The sequence below is a fragment of the Sphingomonas sp. PvP055 genome (genome assembly GCF_040546365.1).
GTDB classification, from domain to species: Bacteria; Pseudomonadota; Alphaproteobacteria; order Sphingomonadales; family Sphingomonadaceae; genus Sphingomonas; species Sphingomonas echinoides_A.
The window spans coordinates 97,539-122,717 of record NZ_JBEPNS010000002.1; the positions used below are offsets into that span (position 1 = coordinate 97,539).

30 protein-coding genes are annotated in these 25,179 nt (G+C 64.0%); 10 read left to right on the forward strand and 20 right to left on the reverse strand.

The window, feature by feature from the left end:
* Window positions 1–57 precede the first annotated feature (57 nt).
* A complete protein-coding gene (locus tag ABIC16_RS19180) occupies window positions 58–828 on the reverse strand; it encodes an enoyl-CoA hydratase/isomerase family protein (protein WP_354292462.1) in 771 nt (256 codons plus the stop codon).
* A 97-nt stretch (window positions 829–925) separates the two neighbouring features.
* Complete coding sequence (locus tag ABIC16_RS19185; RefSeq protein ID WP_354292463.1) at window positions 926–1,822, reverse strand: LysR family transcriptional regulator; 897 nt, start codon at window positions 1,820–1,822, stop codon at window positions 926–928.
* 117 nt (window positions 1,823–1,939) lie between these two features.
* On the opposite strand from ABIC16_RS19185, the gene ABIC16_RS19190 reads away from it, so the two are divergent.
* The 6 genes from ABIC16_RS19190 (at window position 1,940) to ABIC16_RS19215 (ending at window position 6,077) form a co-directional block, all read left to right on the forward strand.
* The gene (locus ABIC16_RS19190; protein ID WP_354292464.1) at window positions 1,940–2,095 is read left to right on the forward strand and encodes a hypothetical protein; all 156 of its coding nucleotides are present in this window, start codon (window positions 1,940–1,942) and stop codon (window positions 2,093–2,095) included.
* Window positions 2,088–2,708, forward strand: a complete 621-nt coding sequence (locus tag ABIC16_RS19195) for a glutathione S-transferase family protein (RefSeq protein WP_354292465.1) — start codon at window positions 2,088–2,090, stop codon at window positions 2,706–2,708. The genes ABIC16_RS19190 and ABIC16_RS19195 overlap by 8 nt, the downstream gene beginning before the upstream one ends.
* Before the next feature lie 22 nt (window positions 2,709–2,730).
* Complete coding sequence (locus tag ABIC16_RS19200) at window positions 2,731–3,828, forward strand: alkene reductase (protein ID WP_354292466.1); 1,098 nt, start codon at window positions 2,731–2,733, stop codon at window positions 3,826–3,828.
* 102 nt (window positions 3,829–3,930) lie between these two features.
* Window positions 3,931–4,605 carry a peroxiredoxin-like family protein gene (locus ABIC16_RS19205; RefSeq protein ID WP_354292467.1) on the forward strand — a complete coding sequence of 225 codons (675 nt, stop codon included), beginning with the start codon at window positions 3,931–3,933 and terminating at the stop codon, window positions 4,603–4,605.
* 54 nt (window positions 4,606–4,659) lie between these two features.
* The gene (locus tag ABIC16_RS19210) at window positions 4,660–5,376 is read left to right on the forward strand and encodes an SDR family oxidoreductase (RefSeq protein WP_354292468.1); all 717 of its coding nucleotides are present in this window, start codon (window positions 4,660–4,662) and stop codon (window positions 5,374–5,376) included.
* 32 nt (window positions 5,377–5,408) lie between these two features.
* A complete protein-coding gene (locus ABIC16_RS19215) occupies window positions 5,409–6,077 on the forward strand; it encodes an SDR family NAD(P)-dependent oxidoreductase (protein WP_354292469.1) in 669 nt (222 codons plus the stop codon).
* Between the two features lie 398 nt (window positions 6,078–6,475).
* Here the strand turns inward: ABIC16_RS19215 and ABIC16_RS19220 are convergent, their stop codons facing one another.
* The 15 genes from ABIC16_RS19220 to ABIC16_RS19290 all read right to left on the reverse strand — a co-directional run bounded on the left by ABIC16_RS19220 (window position 6,476) and on the right by ABIC16_RS19290 (window position 21,014).
* The gene (locus tag ABIC16_RS19220; protein WP_354292470.1) at window positions 6,476–8,398 is read right to left on the reverse strand and encodes a type IV secretory system conjugative DNA transfer family protein; all 1,923 of its coding nucleotides are present in this window, start codon (window positions 8,396–8,398) and stop codon (window positions 6,476–6,478) included.
* A gap of 13 nt (window positions 8,399–8,411) precedes the next feature.
* Window positions 8,412–9,434 (reverse strand): P-type DNA transfer ATPase VirB11, encoded by a 1,023-nt coding sequence (gene virB11, locus ABIC16_RS19225; RefSeq protein WP_354292471.1) that lies wholly within the window; start codon window positions 9,432–9,434, stop codon window positions 8,412–8,414.
* 4 nt (window positions 9,435–9,438) lie between these two features.
* Entirely contained in the window at window positions 9,439–10,749 is a 1,311-nt protein-coding gene (gene virB10 / locus ABIC16_RS19230) for a type IV secretion system protein VirB10 (protein WP_107959494.1), read from the reverse strand.
* Between the two features lies 1 nt (window position 10,750).
* Complete coding sequence (locus ABIC16_RS19235; protein ID WP_354292472.1) at window positions 10,751–11,758, reverse strand: TrbG/VirB9 family P-type conjugative transfer protein; 1,008 nt, start codon at window positions 11,756–11,758, stop codon at window positions 10,751–10,753.
* Between the two features lies 1 nt (window position 11,759).
* The gene (locus ABIC16_RS19240; RefSeq protein ID WP_354292473.1) at window positions 11,760–12,437 is read right to left on the reverse strand and encodes a VirB8 family type IV secretion system protein; all 678 of its coding nucleotides are present in this window, start codon (window positions 12,435–12,437) and stop codon (window positions 11,760–11,762) included.
* Window positions 12,438–12,874: 437 nt separating this feature from the next.
* Window positions 12,875–13,915 (reverse strand): TrbL/VirB6 family protein, encoded by a 1,041-nt coding sequence (locus ABIC16_RS19245; protein ID WP_209570608.1) that lies wholly within the window; start codon window positions 13,913–13,915, stop codon window positions 12,875–12,877.
* A gap of 70 nt (window positions 13,916–13,985) precedes the next feature.
* On the reverse strand, window positions 13,986–14,258 hold the full coding sequence (locus ABIC16_RS19250) for a hypothetical protein (protein ID WP_037533493.1): 273 nt from the start codon (window positions 14,256–14,258) through the stop codon (window positions 13,986–13,988).
* Window positions 14,259–14,260: 2 nt separating this feature from the next.
* Window positions 14,261–14,986 carry a TrbJ/VirB5 family protein gene (locus ABIC16_RS19255; RefSeq protein WP_354292474.1) on the reverse strand — a complete coding sequence of 242 codons (726 nt, stop codon included), beginning with the start codon at window positions 14,984–14,986 and terminating at the stop codon, window positions 14,261–14,263.
* 1 nt (window position 14,987) lies between these two features.
* Window positions 14,988–17,354: a VirB4 family type IV secretion/conjugal transfer ATPase gene (locus ABIC16_RS19260; protein WP_354292475.1), complete on the reverse strand. Its 2,367-nt coding sequence runs from the start codon at window positions 17,352–17,354 to the stop codon at window positions 14,988–14,990.
* Window positions 17,347–17,688 carry a VirB3 family type IV secretion system protein gene (locus tag ABIC16_RS19265; RefSeq protein ID WP_354292476.1) on the reverse strand — a complete coding sequence of 114 codons (342 nt, stop codon included), beginning with the start codon at window positions 17,686–17,688 and terminating at the stop codon, window positions 17,347–17,349. The genes ABIC16_RS19260 and ABIC16_RS19265 overlap by 8 nt, the downstream gene beginning before the upstream one ends.
* Window positions 17,681–18,004, reverse strand: coding sequence for a TrbC/VirB2 family protein (locus ABIC16_RS19270; RefSeq protein ID WP_354292477.1), 324 nt, complete (start codon window positions 18,002–18,004; stop codon window positions 17,681–17,683). The genes ABIC16_RS19265 and ABIC16_RS19270 overlap by 8 nt, the downstream gene beginning before the upstream one ends.
* A gap of 22 nt (window positions 18,005–18,026) precedes the next feature.
* Window positions 18,027–19,355: an LPD7 domain-containing protein gene (locus ABIC16_RS19275; RefSeq protein ID WP_354292478.1), complete on the reverse strand. Its 1,329-nt coding sequence runs from the start codon at window positions 19,353–19,355 to the stop codon at window positions 18,027–18,029.
* Window positions 19,352–19,951: a lytic transglycosylase domain-containing protein gene (locus ABIC16_RS19280; RefSeq protein ID WP_354292479.1), complete on the reverse strand. Its 600-nt coding sequence runs from the start codon at window positions 19,949–19,951 to the stop codon at window positions 19,352–19,354. Before ABIC16_RS19280 ends, ABIC16_RS19275 begins: the two co-directional genes overlap by 4 nt.
* Window positions 19,948–20,301 (reverse strand): hypothetical protein, encoded by a 354-nt coding sequence (locus ABIC16_RS19285; RefSeq protein WP_354292480.1) that lies wholly within the window; start codon window positions 20,299–20,301, stop codon window positions 19,948–19,950. Before ABIC16_RS19285 ends, ABIC16_RS19280 begins: the two co-directional genes overlap by 4 nt.
* Entirely contained in the window at window positions 20,298–21,014 is a 717-nt protein-coding gene (locus ABIC16_RS19290) for a lysozyme family protein (protein WP_354292481.1), read from the reverse strand. The genes ABIC16_RS19285 and ABIC16_RS19290 overlap by 4 nt, the downstream gene beginning before the upstream one ends.
* A gap of 270 nt (window positions 21,015–21,284) precedes the next feature.
* On the opposite strand from ABIC16_RS19290, the gene ABIC16_RS19295 reads away from it, so the two are divergent.
* From ABIC16_RS19295 to ABIC16_RS19305, 3 genes are all read left to right on the forward strand, one after another.
* The gene (locus tag ABIC16_RS19295) at window positions 21,285–21,995 is read left to right on the forward strand and encodes a hypothetical protein (protein WP_354292482.1); all 711 of its coding nucleotides are present in this window, start codon (window positions 21,285–21,287) and stop codon (window positions 21,993–21,995) included.
* Between the two features lie 118 nt (window positions 21,996–22,113).
* Complete coding sequence (locus tag ABIC16_RS19300) at window positions 22,114–22,437, forward strand: single-stranded DNA-binding protein (RefSeq protein ID WP_037533373.1); 324 nt, start codon at window positions 22,114–22,116, stop codon at window positions 22,435–22,437.
* 251 nt (window positions 22,438–22,688) lie between these two features.
* Window positions 22,689–23,558 (forward strand): DUF7146 domain-containing protein, encoded by an 870-nt coding sequence (locus ABIC16_RS19305; RefSeq protein WP_354292586.1) that lies wholly within the window; start codon window positions 22,689–22,691, stop codon window positions 23,556–23,558.
* 42 nt (window positions 23,559–23,600) lie between these two features.
* Here the strand turns inward: ABIC16_RS19305 and ABIC16_RS19310 are convergent, their stop codons facing one another.
* Together ABIC16_RS19310 and ABIC16_RS19315 are read right to left on the reverse strand one after the other, a co-directional pair.
* The gene (locus ABIC16_RS19310) at window positions 23,601–24,224 is read right to left on the reverse strand and encodes an SOS response-associated peptidase (RefSeq protein WP_354292483.1); all 624 of its coding nucleotides are present in this window, start codon (window positions 24,222–24,224) and stop codon (window positions 23,601–23,603) included.
* A 49-nt stretch (window positions 24,225–24,273) separates the two neighbouring features.
* Window positions 24,274–24,543 carry an HU family DNA-binding protein gene (locus ABIC16_RS19315; protein ID WP_037533376.1) on the reverse strand — a complete coding sequence of 90 codons (270 nt, stop codon included), beginning with the start codon at window positions 24,541–24,543 and terminating at the stop codon, window positions 24,274–24,276.
* A gap of 58 nt (window positions 24,544–24,601) precedes the next feature.
* Between ABIC16_RS19315 and ABIC16_RS19320 the strand changes: the two genes are divergently transcribed.
* Entirely contained in the window at window positions 24,602–24,760 is a 159-nt protein-coding gene (locus ABIC16_RS19320) for a hypothetical protein (RefSeq protein ID WP_354292484.1), read from the forward strand.
* Here ABIC16_RS19320 and ABIC16_RS19325 read toward each other — a convergent pair.
* Complete coding sequence (locus ABIC16_RS19325; protein ID WP_354292485.1) at window positions 24,757–24,954, reverse strand: hypothetical protein; 198 nt, start codon at window positions 24,952–24,954, stop codon at window positions 24,757–24,759. The two genes, ABIC16_RS19320 and ABIC16_RS19325, sit on opposite strands and share 4 nt — an antisense overlap.
* Window positions 24,955–25,179 lie beyond the last annotated feature (225 nt).

The window sequence follows — 25,179 nt, forward strand, 5'->3', positions numbered from 1 at the left end:
GAACGTGTCCTCGGTTGAGATCCGCCGCTCCGGCCGATGGCCGGGCGGCGTCCTCCTTCAGCCCTGCGCGGCCATGCTGCGCGCGACGTCTGCGGCGCTGATGCCTTCGAGAGCGAGACCGTAGCCAGCCCCTTCATCGACCAGCCGGCGGAGCTGCTGGGTGAGCGCGATCCGGGTATAGCGGGAGGTCAGCGGCGGGAGGGCTGCAATGCCGTCCGCGATCTCGTGAGCGCGGGCAAGCAGGCCGTTTGCCGGCACGATCTCGTTGACCACGCCGTAGTCCTTGGCCGTCTCGGCATCGAGCACCTGGCGGGTAAGCAGGAAGTAGCGACCGCGGATCGAACCGATTGCATGCGGCCACAGCACATGGACGCCGTCGCCGGGCACGATGCCGAACTCGAAGTGCGGCTTGTCCTGGAACACGGTCTCGGGGGTCGCGAGCACGATGTCGGCGAGCAGCGCATATTCGCTGTGGAGCAGCACCGGGCCGTTCAGCGCCGCGATCATCGGCACCTCGATGTCGAGGATGTTCGAGAGCACCTTGCGGCCTTCGCGCAGGATCTTGTCATAGCCCTGGGGCGTGAAGAAGTCGAAACCCTCGGGGTCGATCGCGTCCATGAAGGCGTCGCCCGAGCCGGTCAGGATCACCGCACGGTTGTCGCGATCCTCGCCGATCTGGTGGAACAGATCGACGAACTGCTCATGCGTATGGCCGTTGAAGACGAGCTTGCCGCCATCGGTGTGCAGCGCGACTTCGAGCACGCCGTTGTCCTTGCGGGTCAAGCGGGCGTTGGTGAAGGCGTCGCGGTAGGTGTCGAACTTGGCCATGGTGGGATCCTCACGTCTGGGCCGACCGGAAGCGGCGGCGTGAGGATCAGCTAGGGGGTTCTCGGCGAGGACGGACGATAGCGCGAGGCGATAAGGCTTATGCCATTTCGGAATGGCCACCGGCCATTGTCGCTTCCACGAAGGTCGCGAATGCGCGCGCCTTGGCGCTGGCCATACGTCCTGCAGGGAAAACCGCCCACAGATCGAGTGGCGGCAACGTCCAGCCATCCAGCATGCGGCGAATGGCGCCGCTCGCCAGCTCGGGACTGAACATCCAGTCCGACGCGATCGTCAGTCCCATGTCGGCCAGTACCGCGGCTCGTAAGCCCTCGGCTGCACTCACCCGGACGCGGCCATGTACCGCGACCGACGCCTCTGCGCCATCACGCGTGAACGACCAGACGTTGGGAAGCTGGCTGTAGATCACCGCCTCGTGTCCGGCGAGATCGGCGGGGCTCTGCGGCTCGCCGGCGCGCGCGAGATAGGCTGGGGTCGCCAGCACCGAACGCCCGCCGGTCGCCAACTTGCGCGCGACGGCGGTGGAGTCCGGTAGCGCACCCATGCGCAGCGAAACGTCGACGCCTTCGGCAACCAGGTCGATCACGCGATCGTCGAGGATCACATCGATCTCCAGCTCGGAGTGCTGTTCGAGGAAGCGCGGGAGCAGCGGCACGATATGCAGACGCGCGAAGGTCGTCGCGGCCGACACCCGCAGACACCCTGACAGGCCCGCGCCGGCGCCACGGGCTGCCAATTCAGCCTCGTCGGCTTCCTGGATTGCCGCTTTGGCGCGCTCATAGAAGCGTTGTCCTGCCTCGGTCGGCATGAGGCCGTGCGTGGAGCGGATCAGCAGACTGACCTGTAGCCGGTTCTCCAGTTGCGCGATCGTTTTCGACACCGCCGGTTGACCGACGTGGAGCTGTCGCGCGGCAGCCGAGAACGAACCCGTTTCCACCACCCGCACGAGCGTCGCCATTGCTTGATAGCGGTCCATGCCATTCCTCCTTGGAATGAGCATTATTGCTTCAGGCCGGCTGCCGTGTCGAGCCGCAAGGGAGCATCTCCTGTTCATGCCTTCGGAAAAGAGCCGGAAGCGAGCGGGAGTTCGAAGATGATGACCTGGCTGATGCGGACCACCACCGCCCCGTCCGTCCTCGACGGGCTCTACGCCTTTCAGATCACCGGCAGTCTGGTTCCGGCGCTTATCGCGCTCGCCTCACCCATCGTGCGGACACGGCTGCCTTCAAAGGAACACCACCATGCTTGACGTCTATGCCTTCGCCACGCCCAACAGCATCAAGGTGCCGATCGCGCTGGAAGAGCTGGGTCTCGACTATGCCCTCCACGGCATCAACGTCCGCAAGGGCGAACAGAAGACGCCCGACTTTGTGGCGCTGAACCCGAATGCCAAGGTTCCGGTAATGGTCGATGGCGATCTGGTGCTGACGGAATCGGCCGCGATCCTCGTCTATCTCGCGGAGAAAACAGGCAAGCTGCTGCCAACGTCGGGCGAGACCCGCGCCCGCGTGTTCGAGCAGCTCTTCTTCCATGCTTCGGGTCTCGGTCCGGCGTTCGGGCACGCAGGCTTTTTCCAGCGCCAGGCAGCCGAGCCGCAGCCGCTCGCAATCGAGCGCTTCTCGACCGAAGCGAAGCGCACGCTGGGGGTGCTCGACGACATGCTCGCAAAGCATCGGTTTGTCGCTGGGGACACCTTCACTATCGCCGACATCGCGCATTTTGGCTGGCTGTGGCGGCGCAAGTTCGCCGGGGTCGGCTTCGACGACGCCCCTAACGCTGCCCGCTGGTACGCCGAAGTCGAAGCCCGTCCTGCCGTCCAGCGGGCCATCGCCCACGTGAACACGCTCGTCCCGCAGGCCTGATCCTCAATTTCGGAGTCTCCCCGTGTCTAAATTGTTCTCCCCGGTTCAGGCCGGCGCTCTGTCGCTCGGCCACCGTGTCGTCATGGCGCCGCTCACCCGCATGCGGTCCGACCCCGGCGATCGACCGAACACGCTGATGCGCGACTATTACACCCAGCGGGCTTCGCGAGGCGGCCTTATCATCTCGGAGGCCACCCCGATCTCTCGCCAAGGCTATGGCTATGCCGGTGCGCCCGGCATTTATGACGATGCTCAGATTGAAGGCTGGCGGGCGATCACCGACGCCATTCACGAGAAGGGCGGCCAGATCGTGATGCAGCTCTGGCACGTCGGTCGCCAGTCCCATCCCGACATTCAGCCGGGTGGCGCGACGCCGGTCGCGCCATCGGCGATCGCGGCCGAAGGCTATGGCTATGCGAGCCACGGACCGGTGCCGTTCTCGATGCCGCGCGCGTTACAGCGCGACGAAATCCCCGGCATCATCGCCGAGTTCGGCGCCGGCGCAGCCAGAGCCCGAGAAGCAGGGTTCGACGGCGTCGAGATCCACGGCGCCAATGGCTATCTTCCCGATCAATTCCTCCAGGACGGCACAAACAAGCGCACCGACGACTATGGTGGCGGTATCGAGAACCGGGCGCGCTTCCTACTGGAGGTGACGCAGGCCGCGATCCACGCCTTCGGCGCTGACCGGGTCGGTGTGCGGCTGACCCCCAGCGGCACATATGGTTCGATGTTCGACAGCGATCCGAAGGCAACCTTCGGCTATGTAGCCGACAGGCTGGATGGGCTGGGCATCGCCTATCTCCATGTTGTCGAGCCGCGGATCAAGGGCACCGAGCTGATCGCGGATGCCGAGCCAATCGCGGTGCGGCACCTGCGCCCAATCTTCCGCGGCACGATGATCGCTGCCGGTGGCTTCGACGGAACAAGCGCGGAGGCACTTCTTCAGGCTGGTGAAGCGGATGCCGTGGCGTTCGGGCGTGCCTTCATCGCCAACCCCGATCTTCCAGAGCGGCTACGCCTCGGCCTCCCTCTCACGCCCTATGATCGCGACACGTTCTACGGCGGTGATGCGCGGGGTTACACCGACTACCCCTTTCACGGTCGCGCAGCCGCCTGACCCCCATTCCGGCATGGAATGACGGATAGTCGCAGGGCGCGACTGCCTCGTCAGGCCGGAAGGGCTCATCTTCCTTTCGCAACCGATCACAGGAGACACGCCATGACCCTTCAGTCCAAACTCGACGCCTTCAAAGCCGATTTTGAAGCGGGCAAACCGCCCTACAATGTGCCGCTTTCGGTCATTCAGACGATGCACCGCGCGACGGCTGAGCTGATCGCCAGCGGGGCCGCCGCCCGCGCGCTGAAGGCCGGCGACAAGGCTCCCGCCTTCACCCTCAACGATCCCGATGGTCAGGCGGTCTCGTCAGCCGATCTCCTCGGCAACGGGCCGCTGGTGGTTAGCTTCTATCGCGGCGTTTGGTGCCCCTATTGCAATATGGAACTCCAAGCGCTTCAGGCCGTGCTGCCTGAGTTCGAAAAGCTGGGTGCCAGCCTGATCGCGATCTCGCCGCAAACGTCGGTGAACAGTCGCAAGTCGGTACGCCAGAACGAGCTCGGCTTTCCGATCCTCTCCGACACGCACAACGATGTGGCGGCAGCGTTCGGTCTGCGTTTCGAGATGCCCGACTATCTGGTCGACCTTTACAAGGGTCTCAAGAATGATCTGCCGACCTTCAACGGCGACCCGAGCTGGACGCTGCCAATGCCCGGCCGCTTCGTGATCGCGCAGGACGGGACTATCCTCTACGCCGAGGTGAACCCGGACTACACCCGTCGACCCGAGCCCGATGACATGCTGCCGGCGCTGCGCCGCGCCACTGCTGTCGCCGCCTGACCTCCTTCAGCCCCGGCCACTCCTGCGACTGGGGCTATTTTCTTTAGGCTGTCCATGTCTCGAACCTTCCTCATCACCGGCGCTAGCAAGGGTATTGGTCTTGCTCTCGCACAACGGCTCAGCCGTGACGGACATCATGTTGTCGGTCTCGCCCGCAAATCTGCGCCAGACTTCCCCGGGACGCTCGTTCCAGTGGATCTGGCCGACACATCTGCCACCGATGCAGTGCTTGCCGACTTGGTTACTCGCTTCTCCTTTGACGGCGTGGTCAACAACGTCGGCCTCGTTCGCCCGCAGCGGCTCGGCGCGGTCGAGCTGACCGCATTGGAGGAGGTAATGCGGGTCAACCTGCATCCAGCGCTACAAACGGTGCAGGCTCTGCTTCCGGGCATGAGCGCGCGAGGCTGGGGGCGGATCATCAATATCTCCAGCCTGACCGTCCTCGGCTCGGTCGAGCGCACGGCCTATGCCGCTGCCAAGGCTGCATTGGTCAGCTTCAGCCGGAGTTGGGCACTTGAACTCGCGACGACGGGCATCACGGTGAACGCGGTGTCGCCGGGGCCGACCGAGACCGAACTGTTCCGCGCAAACAACCCGGTAGGCAGCGAAGGTGAGCGCCGCTACCTCGCCGGCGTACCCGTCGGCCGTTTAGGTGCGCCTGATGAGATCGCGGCCGCCATTGCCTTCCTACTGTCGGAGGACGCCGGCTTCATCACCGGTCAAACGATCCATGTCGACGGAGGTGCCTCAATCGGCAAGGCGGCGTTCTAATCAATCTTCTTCCCAAAATTCTGGAGAATATCATGCCTCAGCAGACTGCTCTGATCGTCGGCGCCTCGCGCGGGCTTGGCCTCGCGCTCGCCGAAGAATGGCTAAACCGTGGTTGGCGCGTTATCGCGACCGCCCGCGGTACGTCCTCCGGTCTGGATGTGCTCGCAGCCCGCTTCGCGGACGCACTTGTGATCGAGAGCGCAGACATCCTCGACGTGGACTCCGTCCGCGCGCTGGGTACGCGGCTTCAGGATCGGAAGCTCGACGTGGTGTTCGTCAACGCTGGCATCGCACGGTCCAATGACAAAACGCCAGTCGATGTCGAGGAGCAGGACTTCGTCGACATGATGCTGACCAATGCGCTCGCCCCTGTGCGCACGATCGAGCTGCTGGACGGACTGGTGACCGACAAGGGCGTGATCGCAATCATGACGTCTGAACTCGGCAGTATTGCTGGCAGCACCGGCTTCTGGCCGCTTTACTCCTCCAGCAAGGCGGCGCTCAACATGCTGATGAAGAGCTATGCCGCGCACCGGCCTGATGGCACCCGCGCGCTCCTGCTCGTCGCTCCGGGCTGGGTGCGGACCGAAAATGGGCGGAGACGAGGCGACGCTATCGGTCGAGGAGAGCATCCCGCTTGTCGTCGATATGATCGATGCCAACCAAGGCAAGCCGGGCCTGCGCTACGTCGACCGCTTTAACAAAAACTTGCCCTGGTAATCAAACCAACAGCCGTTGCTGACAAGAAGAGGGCCGGTAGCCCATGTCGCGATGCGACCGGAAGCGCTCGCCTTCGGACATTTCTGCATTCTCGAAAACGAAGGCTCAGCGGGGCACCGGCGGCAGATTGGTCTTCCGATGCCTCCGAGTGGGCCGCTTTCCCAAAACCTATTCCCGATTGCGTTTTACCGAAATGTCGGGGTGTCACGACGATCTACCGAACGACCGGGAATGGGTCCGGAGGCGACCGGCAGGTTATGCGCCGGAAGCCGTCATACAGTTGGGCCGCAAGGACCGGCCGATTTGTCCCATTTAACGCCCTTCGAGGCAACCTCGCTCGTTCCCACTTTAAAAATCGATGAGAAGGCCTTCGCATTGGTTATGCAGGCCTGCCTCGCACCATGAGGACGCCTTCAAAGAGCTTGGCGACACGCTCGTTTGTCGGAACGGCCAAGGCAGCGCTGATCGCGGCCTGGTTCAATCCACGCCGACCCGTTGCAGTTGCTCCGTCGGTTGCGACGGATCCCGACGTCGGCACGGCGCTTGGCGCCGACCAGGCGGGAATGATGTCATCGGGGGCCTGAGTGGCCTCGATCACGCGAAGGCTATTGGCAGCGATGGCTGGGTCCACGCGGATCTGGGGCATCTCCGGGGCCGGTATCTTAGTCCGCGCCGAGAGCTTTTTCTCGGCATAGTAACGGACCTTCTTTCCATAGGTCGCGTACATGCCTCGCCGGAAAACGATCAGATCGTCCTCCGGCAGCAACTCGACTTCCTGAGGGAGCATCAGCGGCCGGTGCTGATCGGAGTCCGAGGTGGAGCCGCCGCCTCCACCCCACGTTCCCATCGAGCGCGAGCGCGCCTTGAACGTGTAACTGCCGAGCTGGTCCGAAATCTTCTTCGCCTCGGCCAAACCGGCCGGACGAAGAACAAGCCGCACCGCGCAGTTTCGCTCGATGTCGGCCGCCACCTTGTCCCCATAGACCCCTTGAATCTGTTCGAGCGACTGAAACGCCGGCAGCATCCGCAACCCGTAGCCGGCGACATAGCTGAAGGCGTTTGCGAGCACGGTGCATTTGCCGAGGCTCGCGAACTCGTCCAGGGCGAGCAGCACCTTGATCTGATGCTTGTCGCCCTTCGGCAGCTCGCGGACGTTGCGGTCGATGAGTTGCTGGAAGAGCAGGCCGTAGATCGGCGCAACCCGCTCCAGGTCATCCGGCGACACGCCGAGATAGAGCGAGATCCGCTTGTCCCGAAAGTCACTGAGATCGAAATCGCTCTCTGAGGTCGCCGCATCGACATATGGGTTCAGCCAGCCGTTGATCTTGGACGTAACCGACTGGCGCAATCCGGAGAACGTGTTCGCCGACGAGCCGGTATAATCCTTGATTGCCGAGACGCAGCCTTCCGACAGGGGCTTTCCGGCCCTCTTACGATCGGCGATGATCTTCGGAAAACGCCGCTGGGCATCGCTGGCCGCGAACTGGCGGTACACCTCGCCGAGCGTGAAGGGGAGGGCGTCCTCCCCATCGTCGACGGTCGCCGCGATATAGGCGGTGATGCCGAGGAACGCGGTTCGTGCGCCCTCGGCCCAGAACTTCTCGCCCGTGAGTGGATCTGGATAGAGCATTGCCGCGATCTTCTGGAGCTCATTGATGACCTCCACCGGATCATGCCGGTTGATGTAGCTCAGCGGGTTCCACCTCACGGTGCGGCCCGTGGGATCGAGCGGGTTGAAGAGCAGCACCTGCTGCCCGAGCACCTTCAGCCGATACCCCGCCGTGTTATCATAATTTTCCTGCTTGATGTCGAGCACCACGAGAGAATCGAGCCAGTCGAGCAAGTTCGGGATGATGACGCCCACTCCCTTGCCTGCGCGTGTCGGGGCTTCCAGCATCACATGCTCGGGTCCGCCAAAGCGCATCACCTTGCCGCCGAACTTGCCCAGCACGATGCCGGCCGAGGCGAGCATCTTGCCGTTGCGGACCTCGCCGACCCGCGCGAAGCGCGCCTCGCCGTGGAGCTTTTGCCGCGTGAACAGCGTTGAGACGATGATGACGACCGTCAGGACGAGGCCGATCCCGAAGCCAATCAGGAACGGCTCATAGACGATCGGATAGCCCTTCAGCGCCCAAAGCGCGGCCGGCACCTTGCGCCACGGGGTATGGGCGTTGAGGAGGTGGGCACGCCACAGGACGGCGACGGCGCCGATCGCGGCGCTGACGAACATGCCGATAACGCCGAGGAACGCGATCGCGCCCGGCTGCGACCCTTCGTCGCTTCGCACCCATTTTCCGTTCATGCCGGCACCCCCTTCAGTCGGTCGGCTTGCTCGCCGGATCGAACCATACTTCGGTCATGCGATAGCGCGCCGGCTGGCCCTCACCGGGTGGCAGGCGATGCATCTGCACGACGATATCGACCAGGGAGCGCAGCAGCGCCCGAATGTCGTGACGGTCGAGATCGTTGCCGCCCTCTGACTCCTTCACCAGCAGCGTCAGCTGCTCGAGCGCGCCCTCGGCCGTATTGGCATGGACAGTAGTGATCGAACCGGGATGACCGCTGTTGACGTTGCGGAGGTAGAAGAAGGCGGTGCCGTCCCGCAATTCCTGCAGAAGGATGCGATCGGGCCGCATCCGCAGCGCCGATTCCAGCAACTCCTTGGCGCCCGCCTTCTGGAGGCTCTTCCCATCCTTGGCGTACATCATGTGGACGTGGTTGCGCTGGGGTACGACGAGCTCGCGCGTGTCCTCGATCGTCAGGATCCGCTCATAGTCCGGGATCAGCTTGATGAGACCCTTAGAGAAGCTCGTCTTGCCGGAGCCCGTCGCGCCGGAAATGAGGATGTTCTTGCGGGCTTCGACCGCCAGCTTGAAGAAGGCGCGCCAGTCGCCCGCCTCGCGCAGTCGTAGCAGATCGGGGTCGACCTCCTCGTACAGGCCTTGCGCGCGGACTTCGCTGAACAGGCCGGCACGCTCGAAATCGTCGATGTTCATCGTCACGCCCGACGCTTTGCGGATCGTGATCGAGATGAAGCCTTGCTCGACCGCCGGGGGAACGACGACCTGCGCGCGCTCGCCGCCCGGCAGGACCGAGGAGCATATCGGATATTCGGAATTGATGTCCTGCTTGGTCAGCCCCGCGATCAGCTTCGCCAGCGTCATGAGGGCCGCATTGTCGAGTGCGGGCTCCTCATGCCACTCCCAGCCATTCCGAGTCTCGAGGCCGATTATCCCCGGCTCGTTGATGACCAATTCGGTCACATCGTCGCGCAGAAGGTGCCGTCGGATCGGCTCGGCATTATGCTCGTAGATCAGCGACGTCGGACTGGATGCCACGGCCTTAACGCCTCAATCCCACGTCATAGACCGAGCGGAAATCGAAGTCCTTCGCGACGAAGATCGCCGCGGTGTCGCCCTGGTTCTTTTTCAGGATCGGTTTGATGTTCATGGTCTGCTGCAGGACGGTCTGTCCGGTTTGCCCGGGAACCTGCGTGGTGTTGCTCCCCTCATTGGCAACCGCCCGACCGGCGATCTGCGAGGCATCCTCCAGCACCGAGATGACGAGCCCGACGCCGAAACGTGCCCAGAACTGGGTATCGACGCCGCCTGGCAACCCGGCCCGGCCAAGGCTATCCGCTGCCGGCGACCCGAGGTCGATGGCGACGCCACGCGGCGTCAGGGCGCGCGTCCACAGTACGAACAGGCGCGCTTGCCCCTGCGTGATGCCACCGGAATATTGCCCCAGCACCTTGGTCCCCTTGTCGAGCAGGACGATGCGGCCGTTTTCGGAATAGACGTCGTGATTGATGACGCAGGACACGAAGCCGGCCTGCGTCGAGTTGATCGCCGTTTGGAGCGTGCAGGGGATGACCGTGCCGGCACTCAGCAAAAGGTTGCGGTCCGCGACCATCGTTGCCCGGACCGTCTGGATCGCGGCATGGCCGAGCTGATCGCTGAAGTCGGTCGAGCCCTTGCCCGCCTCGGCTGGACTTTCTTCACCCCGCGCTCCGAAGCCACTGGCACCGAGGCCCCGTCGCGCGACGGTGGATTGTCCGCCGCCGCGCGTCCGGTCATCGAGGTCGGTCCCCTGTTGTGCGTCCGCACCGGGCGCGGAGGCGGGAAGGGCGGCCGAGGCCAGCCCGGTGTTGCCAAAGGCCATGATCGGCGACCGCCGCGCCGCATCGGCCATGGCGCGTGCCTGCTCGGCACGTCGCTGCTCGGGAGATTGCTGTCCGTTCGCCGTTGGGGAGGTTGTCCCGCTCGTTGCCGGCACCGGATTTCCGTTGGCATCGGCGACCTGCGGCCCCGGGGCTGCGGCGATCGGCCGCCCGAAGATGTCGGTTTGCGCCGCGTCGGGCTGGCCGAGCTGACCCGCGAGCGCCGCTCGCTGCGCGTTCGGCGATCCCATCACGTCGTCCACGGCACGGTCACTGGCCTTCGCGGGCTGCGCGGCAGCCGCGGTACTGGCCGATTGGTGAAACGCACCATAGCCTATCACGATGCCGCCTATGGCACCGAGCAGTCCGATCCCCGCACCGATGAAGGCGAGGTTGCCCCACCCGCCGCTACGCGCGACCGGGTTATCGACCTCGCCTGGCGCAACGGTGTCGGCAGCGACATCGCCCCCGCGGTCAATCACGGTCCCGACCATGTTACTGCCCCTTCACTTTACGTTCGACGACGTTGGAGACGGTGCCCGTTCGATCGCCGCGATCGTTCCGCAGCGGCGTCTCGTTGTAGATGCACAGCACCGTCGCCCCGCGCCTGAGGCGCAGCTGACGGTAGACCGCATGGATCACGACGAAATCCTCGCGAACATCGTAGGGGACGATCGTCTCGGTCCCGTCGACGTCGACCGCGAAGATCGAGGGAATGTCGGCGTGGCCCGGATAGCGCAGCACGGTGAACTCGCCGTTGTCAGAGATCTCGGTGGGTTGCAGTGCGACGTCGCCCTGCACGGTATAATTCATATTCCGGGTGCCCTCGATCACGGCATGGTCGAGCGCGGCGGTGGTGATGGTCGTCTCGATCGCCTTGGCGCCCTGGGCCTGGGCAATCTGCACCTGCAGCGCCGCCATCGCCCGTTCCTCGCGCGGATAGCGGAACCGCACGCCGTACATCGTGGCGCCCGTTCCCAGCGCGAGGTTGAAATGATAGGTGCGCGGCACGCCGCCGGCGTTGGTGACGACGATCAGGTTGGTGCCGCCAGCCTTCTCGCGGGGTTTGAGGAAGACGATGTTTCCCACGGGCGCGATCTGCCAGGAGACGGTATCGCCCAGGGCGGCCTGCGTTACCGTTTCGCCAGGCCCGAACTGGATCTCGATCGCATGCCGGAAACTGCCGACGATCGTCACCACCTGATCCGGATCGTAGTTGACGTTGCGAACGCGGGCGTCCTTGGCCCCGGGGACGGGGGTTTCCGACGCGAACGCAGGCTGTGGCGCGAGCGTGACTGCCACGGCACCCAGAACCGAGAACGCGACGAGGCGGTGCCACACCGCCCCGACCCCGCGCCAGAAGCGATTCCTGGCGCCATCCTCTGTCAGCACCAACGCCGTTGCCGGCGGTGACAGACGAAGACCCAACTTCTGGCGCAGCGCTGGCAGGAAGGGGACGGGGACATGGTCGCCACTGTCCGACGTATTCGGCTGATCGCTCATGTCACGCCTCCGGGTCTGAACGATAGTTCACGACCTGGAAGCCGAGCGGATTGAGATTCCGATCTTTCTCATGCTCCGGCGCCGTCGTGTATCTGAAGGTCAGTATCGCGTTCCAATTTTGCGCGATCGGCGTGTTCTGCCCGAAGGTGATGATCTTCGTGAAGCGGACCTGCGCCACGGTAGGACTGAGGAAACTGATCGTCCGGATCGAGATCGAGACGAAGCCCTTGCCGCCGTAAATGTTGGAAGGCGCGTTCTTGTTGTTGGCCTGAACGCTGTTCAGGTAACGAGCGCTCTCGGCGGAATCGCTGGTGAGCATGACCGTATAGGCGTTCTCGCGCGCGGCATCGTTGAGCCAGCCTTCGCGCAACCGCACATATTGCGAGATGAAGTAGCGGTTGACCGCATCCTCATAGGTGCGCGGCTGCGGCCCCTTGAGCGCGGTCACGACCTGCGTCTCGCCCGAGCTCTTGTCGACCCTGATGACATAGGGCTCGACGGTCTTCAGCGGGCTAAGCATCGCGACTGCCGCAACTGACGCCACAGCGAGCGTGCACGCAGCCGCCGCAACGCCCCAGGCGAGCCGCTTGGACTGGATCGCCGCACGCATACGGTCATATTCCCACGTCCTCGATGTCTCGTAGTATTTCTCTTTATCTTCGGCCTTCACCGCGCCCATGGCGTCGATCCCTTCAGCAGGAGGAGTAGGTCGGCGCGACGTCCTGCGCGGACGTGCGTGGCGCCGATCGCGGGATATTCATGGCCCCAGGTCCGATTGGGGCGGCAGGCGTACCTCCGGCACCGGGCGTAGGGGTCGGTGCGGGAAGAGGCGCCGGTGCTAGCTCGCGTGATGGCGGCGCCACCATCGACTGCCCTGCGCCCTGCTGTGACGCCGGCAGTGGCACCGGCAAGCTCGGCAGGATCGACCTGTAGAGGTTGGCGGGACGCCGGTGTTTGCCGTCGCACACCGAGACAGGTCTGATATGAGTCCCGGTGCAGCCGCCAAGCACAAGCGTGCCGATCGCCACGATGGTCAGCCTTTTCATGACGTCTCCGTTCGTAAGGTCCCGCGCCCGGCGGTTCCGTGGTTCATGGTCTTGGACGCGCCAGCGGCCCTCAAGTGGACCGAGAGGCCGAGCCGCCCGTGGCGCCCCCTCCTGGCGGGGGACGGTTCGCCTGCGTCGCGCGCCGGAACATCAGCCGGTTGGTCAGCATGTTCGCCCCGGTCTGCAGGAAGCCATGGCCGCCAGAGGACGCACCCCCCGAGATACCCGCGGCGATGGCCGGCGATTGAAAGAAGAAGATCGTGCCGACGATGTAGATCGCCGCGCAGGCGATCGTCGCTACGAGCATTACGGCAGCTTTCAGAACGATGTAGCCGTTCTGCGCCATGACGAAGGAGGAGCCGTCTTCGGGGATCGATCCCATGATGCCGTCCATGGCGGCTTCCTGGAGGCCGGTGATGAACTTGGTCATGATCGCCATGACGACCATCAGCAGGATGAAATTGACGGTCTGCTTTAGCCAGCCGTCGAATAGCCAGCGGGAGGAGTTGAAAAGCAGACACGCCAGCGCAAGCGGCGCGAGCGCGACGCAGATCGCAACCGACAGTTTGGCAAAAATGACGATGCAAAAGCCGATCGACGCCGACATAAACGCGAAGATGTAGAGGACGGCAACGCACAGATAGGTGATCAGGGTGGCGCTGAGCTGGATCACGGGTGTGCGAAAGTCTGTGATGCCCTTTTGCTCTTGCGATTGAACTTTCAGGTTCGCATTGACCAACTTTTCCGAGAGCTTGCCGGTATCGGCGACATAGGTATCGAAGGTGGTTCCCGGGTTGGTGACGGGCGTGCCCGATCCAGCCGCGATGATTTCGCTCGGCAAGTTGGTGACCACGTTCACCACAAACGCCGAATAGCCAACCGCACTGGCAGCCGCGAGGGCGAACCCGACCTTGCCGGCTTGGAATACAAGCTCGCGAAGTGGAGCCTGGATAGCCCCTCGTAGCACGGCAAAGCCGAGCAACAGGAAGTAGATGATCGCCGCCAGGGCCAAAGGCGCTGCAACGAAACTGACGAGCCCCGCCCCGAAGCTCGCAACCGAGGTCGCTATGGCGGTCTCCACATACGAATACATCGTCGTGAACAGCGTCATGATGTTGGGTGGGCCGGCAGCCATTGAGTAAGGTTCCGATCTTCGGCGATTCAAGGCGCAGCGATTAAATCTACTTCTTGCGGATCGTGTTCTGTTTGAAGAAGTCCGCCTCTTCGTTGCCGGCCTTGGTCTGAGCGACCGAGATGGTCGCGTCTCCGGTCGTCGCGCACATCTTGGCCTTCTGATCCGCAGGGAGATGGCTGTACTCCCCCGCATCGCACTTCGCCTGCCACTGCGAGAGGAGTTGAGGACTGGCGATCAGCTCCTTGGCGGTAGGCACCACGACGTTCTGTTGGCATCCGCAGACGACGAGCAACGAGCAGAGGGATAGTATCTTGCGCATGATCACTTCCTGATCGTGTTGGCACTGAAGAATGCTGCTTCATCGCGACCGGCCGCCACTTGCGCTGCGCTGATCTGCATGTTCGCCTGACCGGCCTGCGCCATCTGGATCGCCTGCATCTTGAGCATATCGTTTTGCAGCTGTGCCTGTTCGACCGAGATTCGGGCTTGGAGGTCCATCACGTCCTTGGGATCTTTGGCATACGACAGTTGCTCGCGGAGCTGGTCGAGGCCTTGCATCCGGGTCTGGGCGATGCTGAGCGTATTCTCGCCCAGCGCGGCCGTGGCGGCCGATGAGCTGGTCGCATCCTTGAGCGCCTGGTTGTAGGCTAGGTCTGCGTCGGAGGACGACGTTGCCGGCAGCGCGTAACGAGACTGGATGCTTGATGCGAGCGAACCGAGCGAACCAATCTTCGACAGGTCGCCACTGAGCAACGTCGAGGCGTCGATTGTCGTGTTGGGCAGGATGTTGCGCACCTGCGCGTTGAGCAATTGCGGGGCGAGCGCGTTGACGTTGGTCAGCTTCTGAAGCGAGCTGAGCGTTGTCGTCGCCGTCTGGATCTGCTGCTCGCCCTGCTGGATCATTTTGATCGTGTTCTGGACCTGGGCGAGCGCTTGCACATAGGTAGAGGTGTCGAACACAGGGATGCCCTGTGCAGCGGCCGGCGACGTAAACGCGACGATCGCGACCGGCGCGGCTACAACCAAGATGATGCGCTTGAGCGACATGTCAGCTTCTCCTTTGGTTGGCATAGAAATGCGGCAGCCACGCCGCAGGATCGTTGCCCGCCAGGGCAATGGCCTCCTCCATGGCGACGAGGGTTTCCTCGCGGCCAGAAAGCACTTTCAGCTCATTGGGCATCCCGCCGAGATCGAGCTTCGCAACGATCGAGGTATGCCCTTGCTTGACCAGAAAGGTCCGGCTCTCCGGCGTCAGGTCTTCACGGATCAGCCGATACTCCGCATCCGTCAGGCCGAGCCCGTCGCAATAATCCGATCGCTTGGCGTCCGAGTTTGGAAGCAGGATCTTGGTTGCGGTCTGCTCGATGATCGAGTGCGCGATCGGCGAGCGCAGCGCATCGGCCGGGGACTGCGTGCCAAATACCATGAAGGCGTTGCGCTTACGGAAGGTCTTGAGACCGTCCTGCGCGAACGCCCGAAAGGCCTCGTCCTGAAGCGCCTTCCAGAACTCGTCGACGTCGACCACGACACGCTGCCCGTCCAGCAACTCGTCAACACGGTGGAAGAGGTACAACATCGTGGGAGTGCGGATCTCAGGGTTCTCCAGGAAGTCCGTCATGTCGAAGCCGATGAACCGCGCCGACATCGACACTTCGTCCTGGGGACCGTCAAAGGCCCAGCCGAGCGGGCCGCCCAGACACCAGCGCTCCAGCCGGGCGCCGATGCCCTCGGCATCGGCGTAGCCGAGCATCTCGCGCAGGGCGCTGAAGGAGCGCGACGGCGCTGGCAGCCGCATCACCGCCTCGATACCCTCGTCGATCAGTCGCTCTTCCGCGACGCTGAGCGGCCGGTTGTCCCGGCGTACCAGGACACGAATGAACTGCCGCAGAAACGCGATGTCGTGCGGAGACGGGGTGAGACCCTTCAACGGCGCGAAGCCGGTGGGCTCGCCGTCGCGCAGCGCCAGATAGGTGCCGCCACAGGCGCGCACGAAGATCTCGGCACCGCGGTCCTTGTCGAAGAACACCTGTTTTGCGCCGGTCTTTTCGAGCTGCGCTTGCAGGAAGTTCTGCAGCACCGTTTTGCCGCCACCCGTTGGCCCGATGATTAGCGTGTGGCCGATGTCGGTCCGGTGGAAATTGAACCAGAAGGACGAGCCCGCGCGCGTCTTGAGCAACGTTACCGCGTCGCCCCAGTGGTTTCCAGACTTGCGGCCTGCCGGGAAGGTGTAGAACGGGCTCAAGCCTGCGAAATTGCGCGTGTTGATGACCGCGGGGCGCGCGCGCATCCTGAAATTACCGGGAAGCTGCGCCCAGAAGGCGGCCTCCAGCGCGACGTCCTCGCGCGCCATCACCATGCCTGTATCGGCCGCTGCCGATCGTGCGATCGACAAGCGTTCCAGCAGCCGCTTCGGGTTCTCGTCGATTACCGCGATCGAGAGGTGATGCTCGCCCATGGCGAAGCGGTTCGCCATGAGATCGTCGACGCCGTCGAGCAGTTCCTCCGCCTGGCTGACGCCGGCATCGTCCGAGGAGACCATTTGCTTGTATTTTTTGGTGAACCGCTCGCTCGCGACCGACTTCACCAACGGCGCGAAACTCTGGGTCAGCACGAACGGGAAGTCGAGCGTGAGCAGGCTGTTGAACTGACCTGTCCGCGTGCTGGCGACATACTCGCGCACGCCGAACATTCCGAGGAAATGCGACGTGTGCGGCAGCCGGATTTCGGCCGCCTCGCGACCGAATACGACCCGTGAGGTATACAGGGCTTGGCCCAGCCTGCCGTCGAGCAGCGGCACGCGGATGCGGTCGGCGGTCAGGATGAAGTGCAGCACCTCCATCGGTCGTGAAAAAAGGATGCCGTTGTGCTCATACAGCGAGAGCGGCTCCGGTGCGACATCAGCGAGCAGCGTTTCGAAGTCGCGGCACTTGTCCGCCATGATCGTGAGCGCGCGATCGTCGATCTCGGCGTTGGCTTTGCGCCTGGAGAAAAGCCGCGTCACCTGCTCGCCGGCCATGCTCGACGGCCGGACGATGATCGTGACGTAGAACTCGTTGTGGTAGAGGACCTTCTCCTTCAGCGTGTCGGCGTATTTCTCCTGCAAGGTTCGCGCGAAGTCGGAGTGGAAGTCGCCGCCGAGAACGGGATCGGTCGCGGTGCGCACGAGATGGGTCCACAGCGCAACGCGATCGTCACCGATCGAGCGCCACGCGATGTTGAGCTTGTTATGCCAGGTGTTGAGGTCGCCGATGTCGCTGGTCTCGAACGGCCGCCCATCGACGCGGTACATGCGCATGAGCGAGCCGTCTTCGAGAGCAACCAGCGTGTCATCGACGTGCCGCGTGTAGGGAATGAACTTGATGTCATCCGTCTCGCGAACCGCGATCTTCTTATGCTTGAGCCTGGAATCAGTCATTGCCGAAATGCTTCCGCTTCACGCCTTTGGCGAGGCGAACGGGAGAGTAGCTCCCGCCCCCCCAGAACTTGCGGTTCTTGGATAGAAAGCCGGTCTGGAACCACAGGCCCCACAGCCGGAACGCATTGAAGTCGTAGTGACAGATCATGCGCGCCGGGAAGTAGAGCGCGCCGAACAAGGCCAGGGGGTAGAACGGATTGTGGAAAATCCCCCAGATCACCATGCAGACCATGATGATCGGCAGGATCGCCTCGAGCGGCAGTCCCATGAATACCGATGGCCTGGTCAGGGCGAGGAACACCTTATCCTCGGCGAGCCTCTCCCCGTCAGCCACCCGAGCTGCTCATCCAGCCGACGATCGTCGTGGCCGAAAAGATGATGCCGATGCCGATCAGCACCGTGACCGCTTTTCCCCAGTCCATCCGGCCGGTCAGCTTGGCATAGCCGACCGCCATGACGGCGATGACGCCGACCACGGACGCGACGGTGGTCATCCATCCCTTGATAGTGTTGAGACCACCTTCGATCGCTGTTCCATCGGCAAAGGCCGGCTGGGCGATCGAAATGAGGGCGAGCGCACCGACAAAGCCGATGACCTGCCGCGCGCGGGCGTCGGACAACATCCGGCCCATGCCTTGAGTGAACTTCATACGGGTCTCCATGGCTTGGGGTTTACCTCTCGAGATCGTGGGTGGGGCGGATCGGCTCGACCTGCCGAACAGGCGTCGGCTCGCGGACCGAAACATCCAGGCCGCGCCGCAGCACGTCCGAGATCATGTGGCGGCTCTCCAAGCTCGCGGACGTCATCCGTTCCGCGTCGCCATCGAACGCCGCACCAAGGTGCTGATCCATCGCCGCCTGCGCCTGTAGCGCGTTGGCGAGCCGCGGCTCGGCGGCAATACGCTCCGCCCCGCCATGAAGGAACAGTTCGGCCAGTTCGTCATTTTCGTGACGTCGCTCAGGCGCGGCCTGATGAAGGCGCTCCTCCCGAACGATATGGGGTTCCTGTTCGGGCTGTCGCTCGGGCGCAGCCGTCGCTTCGCCGGCCAGGCGGTCTTCGGGCGTGGCGGCGAGCGCGCCGCCGGGCGGCACGTTCACACCGGCTTCGCGGGCGACTTCGTGCCGGTTGAGCCCGGAGCGGACGATGTAGATCGCATCGGCGACCTCGCCGTCCCACGCGCCGTCGCGCGCCATCTGGCGCAGACCGTCGGGTTCATAACCGGACCTTGAGAAGGCGCTGACCAGCGTCGGGCTTTCCAAGGCCCGCTCCAGCGCCCCGTTCAGCGCACCCCTGTTCAGATCGATACGTTCGGCCTGAACATCCCTCCGCAAGGGCTCCATGTCCTCGCTGACGGACGCGTAGAGCGCCTTGCGATCCTGCGTGTGGACGCTCACCGTCAACAGGAGGCGCTTGTCTGCGTCGGACAATCCGGTGCTGCTTCCGCTTGGCAACGGCCGAGGCGCGCCCTCCCTCTCCGCGTCGGCCGACGGCGCGAGGACTGTCGCCTCCGTCGCCCCGACAGCCGCCGTCGGAGCGACGGGTTCGACAGTCGGCGCCGGCGTCTCCGCCACCTCACGGTCGCGTCGTGCAGCATCGGCGCGACGCAGCTCTTCCATTCGCGCCTGTTCGTCGAAGCTCGGCTCATAGCCGCGCACGGTCAGGCCTTCGCGCGACGCCGCCGTCCACACGGCCTGACGAAACTCAGGCGAACCTTCGACGTCGATCCCCGCCCAGCCATTGTGCTTGGCGATCGTGACCAGAGCCGAGACGGTCTCTGGATACTCGTTTCGAGCAATGATGCGATCGCCGGCAATCTCGATCGACGGGTTCTCACGATCCGTCGGCAGGAACATGCCAACGCGGCGCTCGCTGCCGTCGGACGGCTCGATGATCCGCACCTGATAACGTGTCGCCAGCTCAGGCGGAATCTGGAAAGCCGCCTGTCCGGCTTGCGTCTCCGCGTCGAGGCCGCCCCGCGCAACGCTGTTATCCGCGCTCATTCGAAGACCTGGACCGCGCTGGAAGCGATCTGCCCCACCACCCAGCTATCGTTGCCGACCGCTGGCTTGGCCGGTATCGCCGTCGGAACCGCCGCGGACGCCGAGCCCGGGATGGGCGGGGGTGTCTGGATCGTCCCCATGCCGCTCGCGCCCGACCAAACGCGACCGACATAACCATTGCGGAAACCGCGTGTCAGCGTGCCGGTGTTGTAGAGCGAATAGGTCGCGGAGATCGCGTCCAGCCCCGTATAATGCTGGATCGCGAGGCCATATCCCGCCCGCAGCATCGAGGATGCGAGCCGCAGGTTCGTACAAGGATCGAAGGCCTGCTCGACGGTGACACCCAATCGCGCGAAATTGGCGGAGTTCACCTGAGCCAACCCGACATCGACCGTATAGCCGGCCGCCATGTACCGCCGCACCAGCGCGGCACCGTCGGCGATCGACGCGGCGCGGACACGCGGCCCCTTGTTGATATTGATCGCCAGATCGTCGCCGCCGCTTTCGGTCACGACGAGGGGAACAACCGCCTCGGTCGCGATCTCAGGCGCGCATTGCTGCGCAAGCATGGCGATCGCGGCGATGGCGTGGATCATTGCTGCGTCACCGTCTGGTAGCGGGTGTCGAGCGCGTACCGCGACGTTCCGCCATCGGCCTGCGTCACGGTCAGGTCGTAGCCGTGCTTGGCCTTTTTCATCTTGACGCCGACCCCGGTGCAGGTCGGGAACGAGCCGCCGATATCGAGGGCGTTCCAGAGTTTCGTGATCGGCGGGACGCACTCGACATATTTCGTCGGCGAACCTGGTGTCGCGAGGCAGAGGACCACCTGACACCCCCAGTCCGACGCGTAGGCGGGTTGTGGGGCCGCGACCGCTACGACGCCGGCCCCGCAAAGCGCGATGGCGCCAGTAGTGCCGCCCAGCTTGGTCATCAGATATCGGATCATGAGCCACCTCCATGCGTTGCGCGCCACTCTTCGGTTGCGAACACGTCCCACTGCGCCGGTGCATTGGCGGCAAGGGCGAGGGCCGAGGCCGGCGCGGTCGGTGCGGGGGCCGCCTCAACTCCGGCGGGCGTCGGTGGGGACGGCGCGTCGCCCTGTGCGACGGTGATGATCCAGTCCTCGTCGCCTTCGATCGGTCGGGTCCGGTCGATGACCTGTCCGGGTCGCGCGAACGCCACATGCCAGTGGTTCGAGTGACCGCGATCCCCCGGCCCGAGCAGCTCGATGATACGGATACCGCTCTGTGCCATGAGGGCCCGGATCTTCTCGCGGTCGATCGCGTGGACGCCGCCTGCGGGAACGAAATCGACCGCCTGGCCGAACTTGTGCCAGCTATACCGCGCGCCGTAGCTTGCGTTCATTGGGCGGATCGTATCGGTGATCCGCGAGCCAAAGGCACCACGAACGAGGGCTGCGACGTTCGACGCCGAGAGCGCGCCCACGGAGCCGATAGAAGACCGGTCGTCGTCGATATGCGAGAGCGCGCAGGCATCAAAAACCGTTGCCGGCGTGATACCGTAAGTCGCGAAATCACGGCCGCGGATCGCCAGCGGCCCCGCCTCGAAGTCCGCGCCCAACGCGATCAGATCACGCACCGTCGCCTCTGCGTCAGCTGCGTTGACCGGCTGCCGAGCGAGGACCGCACCCGAACGCACGAAGACTGCGAGCGACGCGGGAGATGGCGTTCCGGCCCCGGCTAGCCCGGCGGCACAGAGTTGAATTGCCTTCGCTACGATACTCGCCGGAAGCACATCAATGCACCAATGCTGAATTGAACCCAAGCAGATGTCAGCGACTACAGGACGTCGACATCAAAAGGTTAAGCCTGAAGCAGAAGGCAAACAACAACACATCTGGAGCGATCCAGCCGCGATTATGGAGTGATACGGCATAATCTATTGCGACTAGAGGCACGGTATTGCACCATGACCATAGGAGATGTGTTTCAAACGGCCTTAGGCAATTGTCAGCTAGGCCAGCACCTAGCTGATGCAGTTGTCGAGTGGTTTCGAGGTGACTGGGACGACGGTGGATATACGGGCCATGCGCTCTTGAAGCTGCAAGCTATATCAGGCGGGTTGGCGCTCTTGATCGCCATCGGCTTCTGGTATCGGCCGTTCGACGACAAGCGGGCTGGCAGGCGCGTTGAGGTTTCGGCCTGCAGCGTCGCTGCGACCCATGACTTCTGCGATGCCGTTTCCGGCCTATCGACGGCGCTCCGCAATCCCTTCTTGCGGGTGGACCGAACCAGCATCCTGCCGCCCCGCGATACGCCAGGGGCCGTCGATCCCTCTATCACTCAGGCGAACATCGGCACGACGATCTGCCGACCCGGCTATGCGCGATCGGTCCGCCCCTCCTTCGCGGTTACCGCGCCCGTCAAACGGCGATTGATGGACGCGCAGCATCCAGGCGAGTCCTTCGCCGATTACGAACTCGACCATCTGATCCCGATCTCGCTTGGCGGTGCGCCGCTCGACCTGCGTGATCTATGGCTCCAGCCCCGGCGCGGCCAGGCGAACGCGGCCGACAAGAATGCCTTGGCCTATGTCTTGTGGCGATTGGTTTGCGAGCGCCGCGTGCCACTTCGGACGGCGCAGCAGGACCATCCGGCGCGACTGGACGAAGGCCTATGACACATACGCGACGCCCGAGAATGTGGCGCGCTACCACTTTGCGCACCGGCAAGAGGAGCGCGACTAGGCTCGCACAGGCCCGCCGGATCCGATCCGAACATCAACGAAGGAGGACATCATGCCACAGAATATTGCCGAGTTCCGGATCATCGGTCGCATCGGCAAAATCACGGCGCGCGAGAAGGTCACCTATGTGAGCGTCGCCGCCAATTATAACCGGCGCGACGGCGACGACTGGAAGACCGACACGCTGTGGAACAGCGTCGTGTGCTTCTCCAATGTCGGACCCCAAGTCGAAGCAGCCGGGAAGGGTGATCTGGTGCATGTCACCGGCCGGGTCCGCGAGAGCAACCACGGCGAAGGCAACGAGGTTTCCTACCGCACCGAGCTGATCGCCGACACCTTCTCGATCCTGACCAAGGCCGAAGCCGAGCATAGCTGATTGGGGGCGGGAGTGGGTTGGCGGCACGGCTCCACCTCCGCCGCGTTGCGGTCGAGCCAGCGTGGCCGTTCCAACCCGGTCGGGTGACGATCCTCGCTTGGTTGTCACCCCGGACGAAAGAGATCGTCGCGCCGCGCGCGGCCCACCTTCTCATGCCGACCATCCAGAGTGGAGGATGCCGCCTGCGCCTTCGGTGATATTTTCCGAAGGCTAAAGTGACCGAAACCGACCAACTTCACAGGACGTGGCCGATGACGAGACTACCGCTCGATGCCGAAATCCGAGCCAAGAACATCGTCGAACAGCTCGGCGGGGTGTGGCGCGGCACTCGCGGCGAATGCCGCTGCCCGGCCCATGACGATGGCTCACCCAGCCTGTCCGTCCGCCTCGGCGATTCGGCGATCCTCTTCCACTGTTTTGCCGGCTGTACAGCGCTCGAGGTGCTGAAGGCGCTTCAGCGCCAAAAGCTCCATGACCGTTCTGCGGTGGCAATGCCGGAGGGCAAGCCGAAGCGCGACATGGGTGCACTCGCCCTGCGTCTCTGGAATGCCAGCGTGCCGGTCGCGGGCACGCTCGCCGAAGCCTATCTCGTCGCTCGCGGCCTCTCCGCGCCCTATCCCAAGGCCTTGCGCTTCAACCCGGCGACCATATTCGGCTCCGGTGCCGACAGACGCGTGATGCCCGCGATGATCGCCGCGGTCGAAAACGACCTCGGACTGGTTGCCGTCCAGCGAACCTTCCTCGATCCTGTCGATGTGCTGCGCAAGCCCATCCCAAAACCGAAGGTTGCGCTCGGACTGCTCGGCACAGCAGCAATCCGGCTTGCGCCTGCGACCGACGAGCTGGGCCTCGCCGAAGGGATCGAGGACGCTCGGTCGGCGACTGAATGGTTCGGGACGCCGACGTGGGCGCTGGGCGGTGTCGAACGGCTAGCCTTCGTCGCGATCCCGGAGAAGGTCCGCCGGGTGATCGTTTACGGTGACCGAGGCCGCGCGGCCGACCGCCTGTTGGAAAAGGCACGCGATCACCTGACAGCGAACGGGCGCGAGCTCATCAGCCGCGTGCCCGAGAATCATGACGACTGGAACGACGCCTGGCGCGCGCACCAGCGGAGCGCATGAAACCGCAACTGCGGCAGCTGAATTACGCGGATCATGGGCGTGTCAGCCGAGCCGCATCAACTGGGAAGGGTAGGGGGCGACGAGCCCCTTCAGATCGTCCCATGGTGCCGATAGCCAGCGATCATAATCGTCGTCGTGAAGGACCACCGGCATCGCCTTTGGATGGATCGGCGCGACGATCGCATTCGGCTCGGTGGTCAAGAACCCATAGGCATTCCCGCGCTCGGTCGGTCGCCAGATTCCGGCAAAGGCAAAAATCGGGCGGCTAGGCACGTCGAACCAGTGCAGCGGCTTCTTTCCGTCCTCGCCAGGCGCGATTCCGAACTCGGAGAACGCCGTCACCGGCACCAGGCAACGACGCCCCGGCGTTGTCAGCATCGACCGCCAGAAGCTCGAACTGAGATTGCGCACGTTGGTCACGTACTTGGTGAGCTTGATCGCTGGATCGCGCTTGCTCGGCACCTGCGTCGGTACACCCCACTCCATCCGCTCGATCTTCCGGTCGGCGCCGTCCTGGATGACCACTTGCCCGTAGAACGGCGTCTTCTTGCCCGTTGGAAAGATGTCGGGGACCGGATACGTCTCGTCGGGCTCGTAAGGCGGGCGGATGCCGAATGTAGCGGCGATCTCCGCCTGCTTCGCGGTCAGCCTGTATCGATTGCACATCCGAGCACCCTTTCGGTGCCGGCAAGCTCCGCCCGCCGGCACTCTGGCCTTAGAGCTTGTCCTTCAGACCCTTGGCGGGCGTGAACGAGACCTTCTTCGATGCAGCGATCGTCATCGCCTCGCCGGTCGACGGATTGCGGCCCTGGCGCTCGGGACGATCCTTGACCGAGAACTTGCCGAAGCCGGCGATCGATACTTCTTCGCCTTTTGCGGCCGCGCTTGCGATCTGGTCGAACACGGCGGCGATTGCGGCCTTGGCTTCTGCCTCGCTCGTGCCTGTCGTCCCAGCGACGCCCTTCGCCAGTTCACCGATGTTCATGCTACTTACTCTCCCTAGTGGATCTGGCCGGACCTTAGCCGTGCCGAGCGCCGATACAATGATGCTCCTCGACGATGCGCATGTCGCGGGCGCCCACCTGATGGTCCGCAAACTGGCTAATCATGACGTGGTCGAGGTGTATCAGCCCGGGTGCGGGCAGGGGGCGATCGCCGAGCTGGCGCCCGAGCCAACGCAAAGACTTCGGCCGGGTTTCTAATGCGCGCTGCGCTCTCGCGTGACGCGCGGATCTTCATACAGGTCGCGGATCGCGCGCAGGCGAAAGACGTTCCACCAGCGCTGCCATCGATGCTCGGCCGCATCGTGGATCATATGGCAACGCTGGCAGAGCGCCGCGAGATTGCCGGGCATGCTGTTGCCTGGATCGTGATCGAGATGCGCACAAGCCAGCACGACATAGGTGCGTTCGTACCGACGCCAGAATGAAGCCAGCCGTTAGCGCGATCCGCTTGCCACGGCCGGAGCGCCAACACACGGCATCGGCATCCCACCAGCGACCATCGCCTAGATGTGCAACCCGACGCATATGCGGCCTCGAGCAGTGCTCGCAGCGCGCGCCGGCCCGATCGAACCGGATCACGTCCGACAGCTGGCGCCAGTCGATCGGGTAAAGCCAGC

Excerpts from the sequence above, each read along its gene's own strand:
- ABIC16_RS19180 (WP_354292462.1), bottom strand. The coding sequence starts at position 828 with ATGGCCAAGTTCGACACCTACCGCGACGCCTTCACCAACGCCCGCTTG.
- ABIC16_RS19185 (WP_354292463.1), bottom strand. The coding sequence starts at position 1,822 with ATGGACCGCTATCAAGCAATGGCGACGCTCGTGCGGGTGGTGGAAACG.
- ABIC16_RS19190 (WP_354292464.1), top strand. The coding sequence starts at position 1,940 with ATGATGACCTGGCTGATGCGGACCACCACCGCCCCGTCCGTCCTCGAC.
- ABIC16_RS19195 (WP_354292465.1), top strand. The coding sequence starts at position 2,088 with ATGCTTGACGTCTATGCCTTCGCCACGCCCAACAGCATCAAGGTGCCG.
- ABIC16_RS19205 (WP_354292467.1), top strand. The coding sequence starts at position 3,931 with ATGACCCTTCAGTCCAAACTCGACGCCTTCAAAGCCGATTTTGAAGCG.
- ABIC16_RS19210 (WP_354292468.1), top strand. The coding sequence starts at position 4,660 with ATGTCTCGAACCTTCCTCATCACCGGCGCTAGCAAGGGTATTGGTCTT.
- ABIC16_RS19215 (WP_354292469.1), top strand. The coding sequence starts at position 5,409 with ATGCCTCAGCAGACTGCTCTGATCGTCGGCGCCTCGCGCGGGCTTGGC.
- ABIC16_RS19220 (WP_354292470.1), bottom strand. The coding sequence starts at position 8,398 with ATGAACGGAAAATGGGTGCGAAGCGACGAAGGGTCGCAGCCGGGCGCG.
- virB10 (WP_107959494.1), bottom strand. The coding sequence starts at position 10,749 with ATGGTCGGGACCGTGATTGACCGCGGGGGCGATGTCGCTGCCGACACC.
- ABIC16_RS19235 (WP_354292472.1), bottom strand. The coding sequence starts at position 11,758 with ATGAGCGATCAGCCGAATACGTCGGACAGTGGCGACCATGTCCCCGTC.
- ABIC16_RS19240 (WP_354292473.1), bottom strand. The coding sequence starts at position 12,437 with ATGGGCGCGGTGAAGGCCGAAGATAAAGAGAAATACTACGAGACATCG.
- ABIC16_RS19245 (WP_209570608.1), bottom strand. The coding sequence starts at position 13,915 with ATGACGCTGTTCACGACGATGTATTCGTATGTGGAGACCGCCATAGCG.
- ABIC16_RS19250 (WP_037533493.1), bottom strand. The coding sequence starts at position 14,258 with ATGCGCAAGATACTATCCCTCTGCTCGTTGCTCGTCGTCTGCGGATGC.
- ABIC16_RS19255 (WP_354292474.1), bottom strand. The coding sequence starts at position 14,986 with ATGTCGCTCAAGCGCATCATCTTGGTTGTAGCCGCGCCGGTCGCGATC.
- ABIC16_RS19260 (WP_354292475.1), bottom strand. The coding sequence starts at position 17,354 with ATGACTGATTCCAGGCTCAAGCATAAGAAGATCGCGGTTCGCGAGACG.
- ABIC16_RS19270 (WP_354292477.1), bottom strand. The coding sequence starts at position 18,004 with ATGAAGTTCACTCAAGGCATGGGCCGGATGTTGTCCGACGCCCGCGCG.
- ABIC16_RS19275 (WP_354292478.1), bottom strand. The coding sequence starts at position 19,355 with ATGAGCGCGGATAACAGCGTTGCGCGGGGCGGCCTCGACGCGGAGACG.
- ABIC16_RS19280 (WP_354292479.1), bottom strand. The coding sequence starts at position 19,951 with ATGATCCACGCCATCGCCGCGATCGCCATGCTTGCGCAGCAATGCGCG.
- ABIC16_RS19285 (WP_354292480.1), bottom strand. The coding sequence starts at position 20,301 with ATGATCCGATATCTGATGACCAAGCTGGGCGGCACTACTGGCGCCATC.
- ABIC16_RS19295 (WP_354292482.1), top strand. The coding sequence starts at position 21,285 with ATGACCATAGGAGATGTGTTTCAAACGGCCTTAGGCAATTGTCAGCTA.
- ABIC16_RS19300 (WP_037533373.1), top strand. The coding sequence starts at position 22,114 with ATGCCACAGAATATTGCCGAGTTCCGGATCATCGGTCGCATCGGCAAA.
- ABIC16_RS19305 (WP_354292586.1), top strand. The coding sequence starts at position 22,689 with ATGACGAGACTACCGCTCGATGCCGAAATCCGAGCCAAGAACATCGTC.
- ABIC16_RS19310 (WP_354292483.1), bottom strand. The coding sequence starts at position 24,224 with ATGTGCAATCGATACAGGCTGACCGCGAAGCAGGCGGAGATCGCCGCT.
- ABIC16_RS19315 (WP_037533376.1), bottom strand. The coding sequence starts at position 24,543 with ATGAACATCGGTGAACTGGCGAAGGGCGTCGCTGGGACGACAGGCACG.
- ABIC16_RS19320 (WP_354292484.1), top strand. The coding sequence starts at position 24,602 with ATGATGCTCCTCGACGATGCGCATGTCGCGGGCGCCCACCTGATGGTC.